The organism is Pontibacter fetidus, assembly GCF_010119545.1.
Taxonomy (GTDB): Bacteria; Bacteroidota; Bacteroidia; order Cytophagales; family Hymenobacteraceae; genus Pontibacter; species Pontibacter fetidus.
The window spans coordinates 19,737-34,730 of the sequence record NZ_JAAEAA010000013.1; the positions used below are offsets into that span (position 1 = coordinate 19,737).

At 47.9% G+C, this 14,994-nt stretch carries 11 protein-coding genes; 2 read left to right on the forward strand and 9 right to left on the reverse strand.

Going from position 1 to position 14,994, the window contains the following annotated elements; genetic code table 11:
- The 3 genes from GWO68_RS11045 to kynU all read right to left on the reverse strand — a co-directional run bounded on the left by GWO68_RS11045 (nt 1) and on the right by kynU (nt 4,247).
- A complete protein-coding gene (locus tag GWO68_RS11045; RefSeq protein ID WP_162346510.1) occupies nt 1-1,263 on the reverse strand; it encodes a cation:proton antiporter in 1,263 nt (420 codons plus the stop codon).
- Between the two features lie 97 nt (nt 1,264-1,360).
- Entirely contained in the window at nt 1,361-2,827 is a 1,467-nt protein-coding gene (locus tag GWO68_RS11050; RefSeq protein ID WP_162346511.1) for a potassium/proton antiporter, read from the reverse strand.
- Nucleotides 2,828-2,969: 142 nt separating this feature from the next.
- Entirely contained in the window at nt 2,970-4,247 is a 1,278-nt protein-coding gene (gene kynU / locus GWO68_RS11055) for a kynureninase (protein ID WP_162346512.1), read from the reverse strand.
- 258 nt (nt 4,248-4,505) lie between these two features.
- On the opposite strand from kynU, the gene GWO68_RS11060 reads away from it, so the two are divergent.
- Nucleotides 4,506-5,609, forward strand: a complete 1,104-nt coding sequence (locus tag GWO68_RS11060) for an amidohydrolase family protein (RefSeq protein ID WP_202923731.1) — start codon at nt 4,506-4,508, stop codon at nt 5,607-5,609.
- A gap of 136 nt (nt 5,610-5,745) precedes the next feature.
- Here GWO68_RS11060 and GWO68_RS11065 read toward each other — a convergent pair whose 3' ends face one another.
- The 5 genes from GWO68_RS11065 to GWO68_RS11085 all read right to left on the reverse strand — a co-directional run bounded on the left by GWO68_RS11065 (nt 5,746) and on the right by GWO68_RS11085 (nt 12,031).
- Entirely contained in the window at nt 5,746-7,038 is a 1,293-nt protein-coding gene (locus tag GWO68_RS11065) for a porin family protein (RefSeq protein WP_162346513.1), read from the reverse strand.
- Nucleotides 7,039-7,179: 141 nt separating this feature from the next.
- Entirely contained in the window at nt 7,180-7,941 is a 762-nt protein-coding gene (locus GWO68_RS11070; RefSeq protein ID WP_162346514.1) for a LytR/AlgR family response regulator transcription factor, read from the reverse strand.
- Complete coding sequence (locus tag GWO68_RS11075; protein WP_162346515.1) at nt 7,941-9,035, reverse strand: sensor histidine kinase; 1,095 nt, start codon at nt 9,033-9,035, stop codon at nt 7,941-7,943. Before GWO68_RS11075 ends, GWO68_RS11070 begins: the two co-directional genes overlap by 1 nt.
- A gap of 86 nt (nt 9,036-9,121) precedes the next feature.
- Nucleotides 9,122-9,763 carry a hypothetical protein gene (locus GWO68_RS11080; RefSeq protein ID WP_162346516.1) on the reverse strand — a complete coding sequence of 214 codons (642 nt, stop codon included), beginning with the start codon at nt 9,761-9,763 and terminating at the stop codon, nt 9,122-9,124.
- A gap of 102 nt (nt 9,764-9,865) precedes the next feature.
- Entirely contained in the window at nt 9,866-12,031 is a 2,166-nt protein-coding gene (locus tag GWO68_RS11085; protein WP_162346517.1) for a TonB-dependent receptor, read from the reverse strand.
- A 281-nt stretch (nt 12,032-12,312) separates the two neighbouring features.
- Between GWO68_RS11085 and GWO68_RS11090 the strand changes: the two genes are divergently transcribed.
- Nucleotides 12,313-12,846: a DUF4168 domain-containing protein gene (locus GWO68_RS11090; protein WP_162346518.1), complete on the forward strand. Its 534-nt coding sequence runs from the start codon at nt 12,313-12,315 to the stop codon at nt 12,844-12,846.
- Between the two features lie 75 nt (nt 12,847-12,921).
- Here the strand turns inward: GWO68_RS11090 and GWO68_RS11095 are convergent, their stop codons facing one another.
- Nucleotides 12,922-14,454, reverse strand: coding sequence for a hypothetical protein (locus GWO68_RS11095; RefSeq protein WP_162346519.1), 1,533 nt, complete (start codon nt 14,452-14,454; stop codon nt 12,922-12,924).
- Nucleotides 14,455-14,994 lie beyond the last annotated feature (540 nt).

Consider the following 14,994-nt stretch of genomic DNA (forward strand, 5'->3'; position numbering starts at 1 on the left):
TTAGCTGGTTTTCCGTGATCTGTTTAAGCGTTCTTTTCTTTTCCTGGTCCAGTCGAGGTAGCTCATAACACGCGTAGCCGTTAAGCCATGCAGTAAAATAGAGACCATCACTATAAAACCAACTACCGACCAAAGCTCGTCTGCCTGCGCAAAATCTATCTTATCCAGGGCAAACGAAAGATAAAAGAACGAGCCAATACCCCGGATACCAAAAAAACTAATGGCAAGTTTCTCATGAAGCGGCACTTTTATACCCAGTAAACCAATTAGTGCCGAAACCGGGCGAATGATGAACAGAAATGCCAACCCGATAAAGGCTCCATTCCAGGTCAGGTGATCGAGCAAGCCACGTACAAGACTCCCGCCAAAAACTATAAGCAGTACCACCATCAGTATTTTTTCTATCTGATCTACAAAGTCATGCATTTCGGTGTGGTACTTATCTTCCACTTCGTAGCTGCTCATGGTTATAGCTGTAAAAAACACCGCCAGGAAGCCGTAGCCATGCGCCAGTTCGGTAAGCCCATACGATACCAACGTGGCCGACAGGGCCAGGAACCCATCTTCGGCCTTAGGGAACCGGGTTTTGCGGGGCAGTGTAAAAATAAGATAAGCCAATAAACGCCCCACCAGCCAGCCTATAGCTACACCGGCTACTAACCTGTAAAGTAAATCGCGCAGTAACCAGTCAGATAACCACTCGCCGGAGGTGCCTGCAGCAATAGCCACTACCACAGCCAGCCAGGTAAACGGGAAAGCCATGCCGTCGTTCAGGCCTGCTTCTGCGGTCAGCGAAAACCGTACATCGTCTTCTTCGGGGTCATCGGGGGGGCCAACCTGCACCTGCTCGGCCAGTACCGGGTCGGTGGGGGCAAGCACGGCGCCCAGTAAAATAGCAGCAGCAGGAGCTAAGCCTAAAAAGCCCCAGCCCATAAAGCCCAGCCCGGCAATGCACAGCAACATGGTTATACTTACCAGCCTGAAAGGGATTTGCCAGTTTTTCCAGTTAAACGTGCGCCTGATTTTAAGGCCGGTTCCCATCAGCGAGATAATAACGACCAGTTCGGTGAGGTGTATCACGTAATCTTCCTGCCAGAGCGGGTTGGGTGTGGGCAGGTTAATAGGCAGCAGGTACAGTATAGCCCCAACCGCCACAAAAACTATCGGAAAAGAAAGAAAGGTTTTGTGCAGCAAACGGGGCAACCAGGCCATAGATAGCGCCGCCAGGCCAATGATAGTTAGGTTCAGAATGTATGGGTCCATGGACTGGGTGGCTGGGCGGTTTTACGTAGTTGTTGCGGTGTATACGGTATTTATACATACTAAGCTGCTATAGTTTGCTGCCTTAAACTGATCCGCGTTAAGTAATGCCCAATGCCAGGTTTACTTTATCCAGTTCGTTATCGTTATCGATCATCACCAGCAGTTTGTCGTTTTCCTGCAATATGGTGGCGCCATTTGGAGTAATATATTTGCCTTCGCGGTTTATGAGTACAATAAGCGCTGTTTTCGGGAATTGCAGTTCAACTATAGATTTACCTACTGCGGCGCTTCCCTTGGCAAGGTCCAGCTCTATAAGCGCGTTTTTCGTGTCGTAGCCCATTTCATCGCCTAACTCTAAACGCTTTAGTTGTTTGTTCCATTTAGAGAGGCCAAGCCATTGCGCAACTATAGTTAAGGTGGTGCCTTGTAATATAACCGATGTCAGCACGATAAAAAATACGATGTTAAAGATCATCTCTGATTTCTGGACACCGGCCAGCATGGGGTAGGTAGCAAAAACAATGGGTACGGCACCGCGCAGGCCAACCCACGAAATATATAGTTTATCGGGCAGGGTATTGTTGGAGAAAAGCAGGCTGATAAAAACACTGACAGGCCGCGCCACCAGCATCAGGAAAATAGAGATAAGCAAGCCCAGCCCAATAACCGGAACCATGTGCGACGGAAAAACCAGCAGGCCCAGCGTCAGGAACATGAGTATTTGCATAAGCCAGGCCAGGCCATCGTAAAACCTGTTGATACTACCCCGGTGCAGGAAGTTTCGGTTGCCTAGTATAACACCCGCTATATACACGGCCAAAAAACCGTTGCCGCTGATAACGGATGTAAAGGCATAGGTAAAAATAAGCATCCCCAGCGATAGCGCCGGGTAAAGGCCTTCCTGTTCCAGCATAATCCGGTTAATGACCCAGGCCATGAAGCGCCCCATAATAACCCCCATCACCGCGCCAATACTCATCTGCAGAAAGAACATCGGTACCAGGTCCCATAAACTGGATTCAGCCTCATTCATGATCAGGAACGTGAAGCTCACGGTCAGGAAATAAGCCATGGGGTCGTTGCTGCCCGATTCCAGTTCCAGGGTAGGGCGCAGGTTGTTTTTAAGGCCGATATTTTTAGAACGGAGGATGGAAAACACGGCCGCCGCATCGGTAGACGATACAATAGAACCCAGCAGCAGCGCCTCGAGCAAGGTAAAATCAGTGATGGCCCACACAAAAAGGCCCAGCAACATAGCCGTAATAAACACCCCGAGTGTTGACAAGCTGACGCCCCGCCAAAGTATAGGTTTAGTTGTATCCCAGCGGGTATCGAGCCCACCCGAAAAAAGGATGATCGTAAGGGCAACTGTACCCATGGACTGGGCTGCTCCCGGGTCATCGAAATGGATGTTGCCTATGCCCTCGGAGCCAGCCAGCATGCCCACCGCCAGGAAAAGTATAAGCGCCGGAATACCAAACCTGCCCAGGCTTTTACTTATAAGGATACTCGTGAGCAGCAGTATGGATATGCCCAGCAAAATATTTTCTATCGAGAGGTTCATGTGGCAGCGTTAAACCTGTAATAGCTTGTTATACTTAAAAAACGGGTAAAGTTTTATACTTGCCTCCATTAAAGTATAAAAACCTGGCCCGCCTATAGTTTAGCGAGCCAGGTTTTATAGTTTGTGCCTGTGTTAACAGGGGCTACTGATGTGCTTCCAGGGTCTTGTGCAGTATTTCAGAAAAACGGTACACTTCCTCAAAACTATTGTAAAGCGGGGTAGGTGCAACCCTGATCACATTTGGCTCGCGGTAGTCTACTATAATGCCGGCCTCCATCAATTTGTTAAACAGCTCGCGGGCATTTTGTTTAACTAAAATCGATATCTGGCAACCACGGGCGTTCGGGTCGGTTGGCGTGATCATTTCCAGCACGTCTTTCCCTACATGCACATCGTTGATCAGGTACTCCAGGTAACCGGTCAGTTTCTCGCTTTTGGCGCGCAGGTTCTCCATGCCGGCTTCATCAAACAGCTCCAAAGAGGCACGGTGCACAGCTAATGGTAAAATTTGTGCATTACTCAGTTGCCAGCCTGCTGCGCCGGGCATTGGTATAAAGCCTTTTTTCATCTGGAAACGTGAGCTCGCATCGTGGCCCCACCAGCCGGCAAAACGTGGCAGGTCGGGGTTGTTGGCGTGGCGTTCGTGCACAAACACACCAGACGTACCGCCCGGGCCAGAGTTCAGGTATTTATAAGTACACCACACCGCAAAGTCTACATCCCAGTCGTGCAGCTTAACCGGTACGTTGCCGGCAGCGTGCGCCAGGTCGAAACCAACTATAGCTCCGGCTTCGTGGCCTGCTTTTGTAATAGCTTCCATGTCGAATACCTGGCCGGTATAGTAGTTAATGCCGCCCATCATTACCAGCGCCAACTCATCGGCATTGTCTTTTATGGCCTGCAGGATGTCTTCGTTGCGCAGCGTGTGCTCGCCTTCGCGCGGGTATAGCTCAACTACAGCCTCGTCGGGGTTAAAGCCATGGAATTTTGTCTGTGTTTCTAAAGCATACTGGTCTGATGGGAAAGCTCCGGCTTCGGTGATTATCTTGAATCGCTTGCCTTCCGGTCTGTAGAAAGATACCAGCATCAGGTGCAGGTTTACGGTCAGTTGGTTCATGATCACGACTTCGCTTTCTTTGGCGCCTACCACGCGGGCAGCGCCGGCAGCTAACAGTTCGTGGTAGTTAAACCAGGGTTCTTCGCCTTTAAAATGCCCTTCCACAGCCAGGTTTGCCCATTTATACATTTCGTTATCGATGTACATCTGTGCCGATTTTGGCTGCAGCCCGAGCGAGTTGCCACAGAAGTAGATAGCATCCTGCTTGTTTACCTGCGGAAAGTAAAATTTATCTCTGAAGTGATGTAACGGGTCGTTCTGGTCCTGTTCCTGCGCAAAGGCAAGGGTATTCTGGTAGTTCATGGTAAGGTATAGTTTATGCCACTATGGGCGGCTATTTTCGTAAAGGTCTGCGAATATACTAATTTGTGTCGGTTTGCTTTTGCGCTATAGTTGGGTTTGGTGCGCTGGCTATAGTTTATAGTTCGGGGTTGCAGCGCAACTATAAAAACGGGGAAGCTTTTGAGCCACAGGCTGCGTATTTATAGTATAAATGCTTATATTGTTGGATTGCCTGACAGTGTCGTATAGTTAGATCCGGCATTTTCGCCCTTTTACATCATGCACGAACATACACCCACACATCCTGTACTAACTGACTCCGGTCTGTTGAAGATCGACATACACACGCACATTTTGCCTGCTACCTGGCCTAACCTGCGCGAGCGGTACGGCTATGGCGGCTTTATACGCTTAGAGCACCATAAACCCTGCTGCGCCCGCATGATGATGGACGATAAATTCTTCCGCGAAATTGAAGACAACTGCTGGGACCCGAAGGTGCGCATGCACGAGTGCAGCCAGCATAGAGTAGGGGTGCAGGTGCTAAGCACGGTGCCGGTGATGTTTAACTACTGGGCCAAACCCGAGCATACCTACGACCTGAGTAAACTCCTGAATGACCACATTGCCGGCATCGTGGCCGATTATCCTGACCGCTTTATTGGCCTGGGAACACTACCTATGCAGGATGCTGATTTATCTATAAAAGAGCTGGAGCGCTGTGTAAAAGAACTGGGCATGCCGGGCATACAGATCGGATCTAACATAAATGGCAAAAACCTGGATGCCGCAGAGCTCTTTCCCATTTTTGAAGCCGCACAGGACCTGGGCGCTGCTATTTTTGTGCACCCCTGGGATATGCTGGGTAAAGATAGAACTGGTAATTACTGGATGCCGTGGCTGGTTGGCATGCCCGCCGAAACGACCGTTGCCATTTGCTCGATGATATTTGGAGGCGTATTTGAGCGCTTGCCGAAACTGCGCGTAGCCTTTGCGCACGGCGGCGGTTCCTTCCCGTCAACTATAGGTCGTATTGCGCATGGCTTTGAGGTTAGGCCAGACCTTTGCGCCATCGATAACCCTGTAAACCCACGCGAGTACCTGGGCAAATTTTACTTCGATTCGCTGGTGCACGACCCGCTGATGCTGGAATACCTAGTAAATTTGGTTGGTGCTGATAAAATTGCGTTAGGAACAGACTACCCGTTCCCGCTGGGCGAACTGGAGCCCGGCAAACTGATAGAATCGATGCCTTATGACCTGACAACAATAGAACGCATGCTGAGCGGCACCGCCCTGGAGTGGCTTAACCTTAAAAAGGAACAGTTTGTGAAAGTGCCAACTATAAAGTCTTCGTCAACTATAGCCGGCTTGCAAGTATAACTTTATCCTTTAAGGTAATTGTACTTGCCTGGCATATAACAAAAGAGCTGTCTTCAGTATTAAGGCAGCTCTTTTTGTTGGTAAGATAAAGTAAATACTACATCTCATTTATGACCAGCTATAGTTGCTTCGTGATCTAAAAATACAAGCCTAGCAGTAATGCTATAGTTTGGGTGTTGGAATCAAGTACCTTATTCATGCGGTTTGCAGCGCTGTGTTCGTGCAGATCTGCTCCGTACTCATACCGCGCCTCTACCGATAGTTTCTTGTTTTTTATGTTAATGTAAGTGCCGGCTCCGGCAAGTAAGCCCTTCTGACGCTTAGCTACAAAATCAGGGTTATCTTTTATGCGCTCTTCAGGTGTGCCGGTGCTTGTTCTTCTCACATATTGCCTGTGTTTGTAGTCACGGGTCTGGTAAAAGTTGATAAAGCTACCCAGATTTACGAAAGGCTGTATTGCTTTGCCGCCGAAGTCATAACGTAACAGGGCGCTTCCTTTTACAGCCGACAGGTTAAACGCAATGTCGTTATCGTAATAAGTATCAAACCACTCATAGCTTGGCTGTGCCGTATACTTGTAGCCTACATATTGTGCTTCCAGTTGCAGCGCCAGTTGCTCACTTACACGCGGAGAGTTAAAGCGAACCATTAACCCAAAGCTAGGATATGTTTCCTTGTTAAAGTCGGCATGCTCCAGGTGCAGGTACGCCTCATCTTTTGCCGAAAAGTTAAGTGATGTATGGTTAAAACCTGCAACTATACCTGCACGCGCTGCTAACCAGGGTTTAGATTCTTTAAATACGGTCAGGTCTTCGCTTCCGGTACACTGGTTGTATTCGCGTACCAGCGCCACCAGGCTTTTCTGAGTAAGTGTTACCCGTTCTATCTTACTCAACATCCGGAAGCAATCCTGCATCAACATGTTCAGCACCATTACATGGTGGTTTATTTGCCTCACAGCCAGCGTTCCGGTGCTATTGGCAGGGTTTTCGTTTACGCCGTATTTGTAGTAAGACTGATGCGTAATGTATAGTTTATGCAGTTTGGTGTCGCTATTTTTCTCTACAAAGAAGGTGCCTTTATAGTTATAGAGCCCGATGTTGCCTCTTACCAACTCTTCCACAAAAACATCTTCAGCTGCCAGTGTATCAGCATGGTCGAGGTGGCGTACCAGAAAATTCTTATCGTTCGGGAAGCCGTAGCCTGCAATGTCCTTCGGAGTATAACTAACTTCTTTGGCCTGGCCTGCTGGTTTAAATACACAAACATTGCCTGCTAAAATACCGGAGCGGTAATTCACTTGTCCTTTTAAGGTATCGCCCGCGCTCAGCACTACAAAACCATCTCTGAAATCGGACTGTGCCGTAGCAGGCTGCAAATTGAAAAGAAGAATAGTGGATAAAAAGAACAGGAATAAGTTTGCTTTCATATGAGGGTCAGCGTTTATATATGATACCGCTAATATATGAAATCGACCAGGCTTTTCCGACAGCTACTCAGCGTTTTAAGCTATAGGCTACATAAAGCTCTTGCCCGAAATACTGAAAAGAGATGATACAGCTATAGTTGCCTAACTATCCAGCCAGGTTTTAAATGGTTGTACTTTTTCCCGGCTTACCACTACTTCTGTCGGGGCGGGGTGCGTAAGTTCCAGTTTCAGGCGGCTATTGCTCCAGGCAACTATAGTTTGTACCGCTTTTATGCTTACCAGGTAGCCACGGTTCACCCGGAAGTAATGTGCAGGGCTTACAAGCTGCTCCAGTTGATCCATGGTGTAATCTATCGTGTACCGTTTACCTAGTATAGTTTGCAGAAAAGTGCCTTTTTCGTAACTATAAAAGTATTCCACATCCTCTACGGGAATCATGTGCAGGTGCTCGCCCATTTTTACCACGAAGCGGTTTTTGTAGCTCCTGTTGCCGTCTTTTAATAGCTGCATGGCCTGTTCTAGGGTACCTAAGCCTGGCGTAGTGGCGGGCTTCAATTTCCTGAATTTCTCCAGCGCAGCCTTCAGTTCGTCCTCATCTATGGGCTTTAGCAGGTAATCGATGCTGTTAACTTTAAAAGCCCGCACGGCATAGGCATCATAAGCCGTAGTAAAAATAACCGGTACTTCTACTGGCACTTGTTCAAATATCTCAAAGCTTAAGCCATCAGCAAGTTGTATGTCCATAAAGATCAGGTCGAGCTGGGGTTTGAGTTTGAGCAACTCTACTGTTTTGCGTACGGACGGCGCGGTGGCAACAAGTTCTATTGTGGCATCGGCTTGTTGCAACAGGTTGGCCAGGCGCTCAGTAGCCAGTTTTTCATCTTCTACGATCAGTACCCGCATCAGGCTTTAATGTGTAAAATGGGCAGTTTAACTATAAATTCACGCTCGGTTGGCTGCACCAGCACCGGCTTATCGGTAAGGTAACTATAGCGTGCTTTCAGGTTGGCCAGGCCAGTGTTGGTCGAATCTTCATCGCGGGTACGGCGCTCCTGCAGGTTGTTTTGCACTACTATGTACTCATTCTGCAGGTATAACTGTATGCGCAGCGGCTGCTCTTCTAAAGCCACGTTGTGTTTTATAGCATTCTCTACCAGCATCTGCAGCCCAAGTGGCACCACCATTAAAATGTTATCCTGTGGCAGGTCATTTTGCAGGTATAGCGCCTCGCCGAGACGTATCTTTTGCAGGTAAATATAAGATTCCAGAAAGCCCAGCTCTTCGGTTAGCGACACTACTTCTTTCTGGCGGCTGTCCAATACGTAGCGGTATACTTCTGATAGCTTCCGGATAAATTTTACGGCCAGTTTCTGGTCGGTTTCTACCAGGCTGGTGAGCGCGTTCAGGCTGTTAAACAAAAAGTGCGGGTTTACCTGTGCCTTTAACGATTCGTACTGCGAGGCGATGCTTTCTTTCTGAAGCCGTTCGGCATTAATGGCCGTTTGCCGCCAGCCCAGCAAAAAAGAGCGGCTGTGCCCGAACATGGATATAAAAAAGGTAATAACAAGCGGGCCTATTACCATGCTCTGCCAGTCCTGTTGGGTAAAATGCTGGAAACTATAGCCCCGGATAGAAAGGAAAATGGCATTAAGCAAAATCACCACAATACCCGACACCACTATAGTACCGATAATGCTAACCAGCAGGCGTTTGGCCGGATTGTTAAACCAGGGCATGTAAGCATCCAGCACGTTGGTCAGGCGCTCGTTTACCTGCCATAACGATGCAAACATGGCCACCGAAAACCCGAAGCTCACCAGCAGCCGGCTCAACCTAAACTCAAAACACTGCGGGCACCCGATAAACATTACTACCAGCGAGGCCACCAGCAAAATAGCCAGTTGCTTCAGTAACTTACGGATGTGTTTCTTCCCCGATTTTTTGTCTGGTTGCGCTTTAGCTGGCATAGCTGGTGCAGGAGGTGTTGTTCGTGGCATTTAAACTGGCTTAAGTTACAGCTTTTGTATGGCTTCTGCTATAGTTGTAGCTGTAAGGCTATAGTTTCCGGAAATGTAAAGATGCGTTAGTTACACTTGGCAAGCAGGCTTTCAGCAGCTTTCTGGCCCCAGTGTGGTGCAATGGCAGAAGCAGGTTTTGCCTGGCTATACTTTGCTTTGGCGGTTGTTAAGTAAGGTTTTGCTGCTTCGGGGCCGCCGCCAAACATGGCAGGGGTGTTAAATTTGGTAGAGCCCAGCATAAAATAAGCTCTCGGGTTGTCGGGGTTAAGGGCTTTGGCTTTTTCAAAGTTCTCTATGGCCAGGCCGCTATACTTCATACCGCGCAGCATCGGCGATACACTGATGCGCATTAAGTGCACATACCCCTGCAGCACATACAGCTCCGATTCCTTTGGTACCAATTTAAACGCATTATCTAAGTGTTGTTGCGCCTTATCCAGTAGCTGGTCTTTTTTGTCGCCGTCCGTCTCATCATCGCTCATATTAATGTAAGTTAGGGTGGCATAGTAAGCAGGTAACCACTCGTTGGGTTCGGCAGCGGCAATACGCTCAAATTTATTTACTACCTGCTGGTATTCCTGTACAGTTTTGGCATTGCGCATACTTTCCAGGTTCTGGCCAATGGCTGCTTCGTAGTTGCCCTTCTGCGCAAATGTGTTTAAAGCTAAAAGTATAGCCGTAACAATAAGTAAAATCTGCTTTTTCATGGTTGTTATAGTTTATAATTTACAGTTGATGATCTATAGTTGATAATGTTGAAGTTCTACTCCCAGACTTTCTAACTCTCTAACTTTTTAACTTTCTAACTTCTAATGGTGTATGCCGTTGCCACCGAAGTTGATGAACACGCCGGCGAACAGGAAGTGCCTGGATGGCGGCTCTACTGCAAGGCTGCTATAGTTGCCCGCTTCGTCAGGGGTAGCAGCATAGCGGTAGCTGTACACATGGTTGTTGCCCAGCAGGTTTGTTGCCGATACATAAATTATCGTAAAATTTCCCCGCAGGCTGGTCAGGTAACTAATGTTCAGGCTGAGGTCGTTATAGGTTGGCGTGCGGTTTTGGTTAAAGCCTTCGTGGTTCGGGTTGTGGTAAGGGCGGCCGCTGGCAAAAGAGTAGGTAGCCCCCACTTGTGTCTGTAGCTTCGGGATGAAGTGTTTGTAAACGATACTCAGGTTATGTTTTGATGCAAATGTTGGTACAGCCTGCTGCGGGTAATCCTTATAGTTGCGACGCGTATCCAGCAGCGAGTACGAGATCCAGTAATCTGCATATTTAAAGGTTTTTCGGTCTCTCCAGAACACATCTATACCTTGTGCATAACCGGAGCCGCTGTTGTTATAGCTGCCTGGCAAGTAGGGCTGTTCGGGGTTATACTTTACCAGGTTATCATACTTTTTATAATAGCCTTCTACCCTGAAAGTGCGGTTATCTTTCTGGCGCTGGTAGTTCAGGATGTAATGTGTGGCGCTTTCAGAACGTAACTTATCTGTAATCTTCAGAAACTGTGCTTCAGGTAACTGGTAAAACTTTCCGTAAGCTGCCGATATCTGCCCATGTGCATCGGTTTTATAAGCCAGCGAAATGCGTGGCGCAGCATTTATACTTTCCAGTGCCGAAGCGTTTTCTGCCCGAACACCGACCCGCGCTACCAGTTTTTTACTGATATACCAGTCAGCTTCAGTAAATACAGCGCTAAAGTAATTTGTGAAATCAGCAAGTATAGTTTCGTGGGCAGGGCTTTCAGAATAATGCTGGCTATAGTTTCGGGCTGATAGTTCGGTACCTACTTTTAGCCACAGCGGGTCTGCCAGTTGGTGTTCCAGCATTAGTTTACCTTGGGTTGCCTGGTCTGTGTCTTTAATATTCTGGGAATCTGCAACTATAACATCAGTATTGGCACTATAGCTGAGGCCGGTATATAAGGTCCATTTTTCGGTCAGGGCATTCTGGTAAGTGGCGTTGCTGTAAAAGTTGCGGTTGTTTAACCGGATGTGGCTGCTGCCGTCAGGTGTACGTTGGTTCAGCTCAAAACCTGATGCACTATAGCTGCTGTACGCTTTTAGCATTCCGCCGTTTCTGGTCTGGTGCCGGAGTATAGCTGAGCCGCCTTTGCTTTCAGGGGCATGCAGCCAATCTATGTTTTGTTTGATAAGGGAAGTGTAAGGAGCTAGGTTAGTATAGTCGGCAGTTAGAGCCAGCGATGTGTTCTCCCAGCGTTTTGTATGCGATGCGCCCAGGCCTACCGACATTATAGAAATTCCGGTCTCTGTTTTCTCTGGCAGGCCGTTGGTTTTGAGCAGCAGCGCCGACGAAAGTGCCTGCCCATACTCCGCAGAATAGCCACCCGAGCTAAAGGTAGTGCCACTGAACATAAAAGGGGAAAAGCGGCCACGCGCAGGCAAATCCGGCACCGACGAGTTGTACGGTTTCTGTACTTTCAGGCCATCTATAAAGGTCTGGGTTTCGTGACTGTCGCCTCCGCGCACAAACAGCTTCCCGTCTTCGCCTACGCGCTGTGCTCCGGGCAGGGTATTAATGGCAGGGTAAATATCGGCAGTAGCACCGGCGGTAGTAGCAATATCCAGGGAACTCAGAATGGTGCTGCGTTTCTCGTCTCCGGCCTCAAAAGCACCGGCTGTTATAGTTACTGCGTTCAGTTGGTTAAATTTCTCTTTCAGTTTAAAAGTTATAGTTGGGGCAGCAGCGGGTATAGTTATAGTTTGCTCCTGGGTTTCGTAGCCTAAAAAGCTGGCAACTATAGTTTGCGTGCCGGTAGCTGTTGTCTTAAAACTAAACCTGCCATCTGCACCCGTAGAGGCGCCATCGTAACTGTTCTTTATATACACATTTACACCGGCTATCGGCTCTCCTTTGGCGTCCAGCACGTTGCCGCTTATAGTGTGTTGCTGTTGTGCCAGTGCCTGCCAGGAGGTAAGGCAAATTAAGATCAGAAAACATGTGTATAGCTTTTTCATAGCCGCTGTGTTTTAAACTTCAAACCAAAGATGCACCGACGCACAGCCCCTTAAAATTTAAACCTGATGAACTGTAGAATAGGGCAGATGAAGTGTAGAAAGCGGTGGTTAAAACTTATAATATATACCTGCCTTCAGCGTTTAATTACCTATAGTTTAGGCGCTGGTGTTACCGGGCAGTAACAACAAATCAGCAAGAAAGGAAGTATACGTTGTTCCGGCATGTTACAGAACTGCCATACAAACCATTTTTCATCTCTTTTAAACCAATCCGGAATTTTATGAATATGATCAAGAATAAACTGAAAGGGCTTGCTGTGGCTGTACTTATAGTTGGTGCAGGTACTGTTACCAACACTGCTTTTGCACAAAAGAAAAAACAACAAACACCGCCTGTTCAGCCTAAGACAGAGCAGATTACCCCGCAAACTACCCCAACCAGTGCCTTCACCGATGCAGACCTGAAACAGTTTGCCCAGGCCAACGGACGTTTAATGGTTGTACAGAAAGAAGGCGAAAAAGCGATGCTGGCTATACTTGCCGAAGAAAAACTGAGTGTAGAGAAATTTACAGAAATGGCAAAAGCGCATCAGCAACAGAAAATAAACGAGGTAAAAGCCACCCCCGAAGAGTTTGCAGCCTTTAATAAATCGGCGCAGCGCATGATGGCCCTGCAGCCAACTATGGAGCAGGACATGGAAAAAGCAATTGTAAAAGATGGCTTGACCGTAGAAAAGTATGAACAGATCATGTTAGCCTTTAAGCAGGACCCAGCGGTGCAGGCCAAAGTGCAGCAACTGATGGAACAGAAATAACGATACTTATAGGTCCTAAAAAAAGCGCTGCTCCGAAACGGGCAGCGCTTTTTGCTTGTATTCTCGTGTCTTTATTTACTCTGCGGCAAACTCCATTATTTTAAAAGTTCTGGTTTTGCGGTCGTAGTAGCCATAGTGCAGTTTGTTGCCGTAGCGGTACACCGTTTTATAGTCAGGCTCCGATTTCAGTTCCTGCTCATACTTGTCCACTTTGTCCTGCAATACTTCTTTTTCGCCGTTGGTAGCTTTTGCCAGGGTATTATTATCCAGTACCGCTCTAAAATATGTGCTCACGCCCGGGCCACTAAAACGGCTGCCACTTTGCCCGTAAGGGTCGTAAAAGTAACGGCTATAGTATGGCGAGTTCAGGTAATAGCTCGGTATGTTATAAGCCGGCACCCAACGACCCGGTATCAGCATCAGGCCACGCGACGTGCGGTAATACTGGTCTGGTGTGCGCACCAAACGGCCCATGTCAGAAGCCGAGTTCCGTTCGGTTGGCGGGTCGTAAGAACCAATCGTTAATTGCAGTGTGCTATCCGTAAAAGAGTTTACTGTGATGGCCGGTATACCCTCTGCCAGTTTCTTCATTACTTTGGATGTCTGCTTTACAGTATCCACATCAGATTTAAACAAGCCTCCTGTGCCACGCTGGTAAACCGGAGTAGCCTTAATCGCGATTTCCTGCTCACCGCTAAAAGTATAGGTTTTTATCGGCTGCAAATCCTTAAAGTTATAAGCTGTCAGGTTCAGTTTGTCGCGGTCCAGTTGCAACCTGAACAGCGTATCCCGGAAAAGGAAAGAATTAAACTCCGGGTCGTTGCGTTGCGGCAAGGCTGGCAGCGTACTATAGTTCGATTTACCGGTTTCCCAGTCCAGCGCCAGTACCTCGGTAGTCGCCTGGTTTTTTGCACCTTTCAACTCGTAGCCATCAAATATCATGTAAATGTCGCCGTTGCGGGTATATATCTTTCCGCTATGGTAACCAGCCAATACAGTTTGCTCCATATCCGGGTGTACATATACCAGGTCCATCAGGCGGGTATCTTTGGCGCGTGTGTCGGGCAGGTTTGGCTCAAATATCTTTCGCTCCATTTTTGCTAAGCCCTCCGGCGAGTCGTTGCTGCGGTACAAATGCAGGCGGTCTTTTTTGTCGGTATATAGCATGTAAAAATGGTCGTCGTCGCCGAAGCCACCCACAAAGTAAGTGTTACGCTCCAGTTGCAGCTCTACATCCTGCAGGCTTTTAAAGGCACCGGTCTTTCGGTTAATGGCAAATGGACGCACATAATCGCGGCGGCCCTGCTCAAAGCGGCTATAGAAAACAAAGTCAGTGTCGGTTACACGGGTACCAAGTACCTGCGGGTCGTTGTTCCAGCGGTATGGTATTTCGTGTCGGGCCAAAACGGCTCCGGTAGGGGAAAGCAATGTGAAATATAGTTTGCTGTTCTGATAAAAGTATAAACAAACATTTCCATTATCGTCGGCTACGGAAACCAGATCTTCTGGCTGGCGCAGCGGCAGCTCCACATTAGCAAACTCACGCTGGGCACTGGCCACTTGCACAAAGCCTACAAACAGGAGCAGGGTTAGGATGAATTTATGCATAGTTTAATATACGATTTATGAAGTATAACTAGCAAATTTCCAGCCAGAAGTAGTGAGTTTAGGGATAAATTTATAGTTGTTGTTTTGAGGCTTGTCGCTAATTATGAGTTCTATAGTTTGGGTTTTTTCCAATCGCAAAGCCGACGTAATGGTATAACGTCGGTACAATCGATTGATAGCTTTCTTGTGCAATGCCTGTAACTATAGAACTATAAAGCCGAATTATAGCAAAGGCCAAATTCCCCTCTTGAGAGGGGCAGGGGTGTGTTATAGTAAAGGCCTAACGCATCTTTCCACAAGATCCTTCCAGGATGACAGGGAAAGCAGTAAGTGGAAATTCTCCTCCTTAGACTACCGAGAAGCGAGTTCGAAGGTAGCGAGCGGAGCTCTGAGGGGTAAGGGTGGTTGGATAAACCTGTAACTATAGAACTATAGCCAGCGCCTTCGCCATGCCTGTCCCTGTCGGGCCAGTTGCATCTGGAGATACAACATTATCCTAAGTCACGAGTCTGGAGACTCGCGCCAGCATTACTAACTATA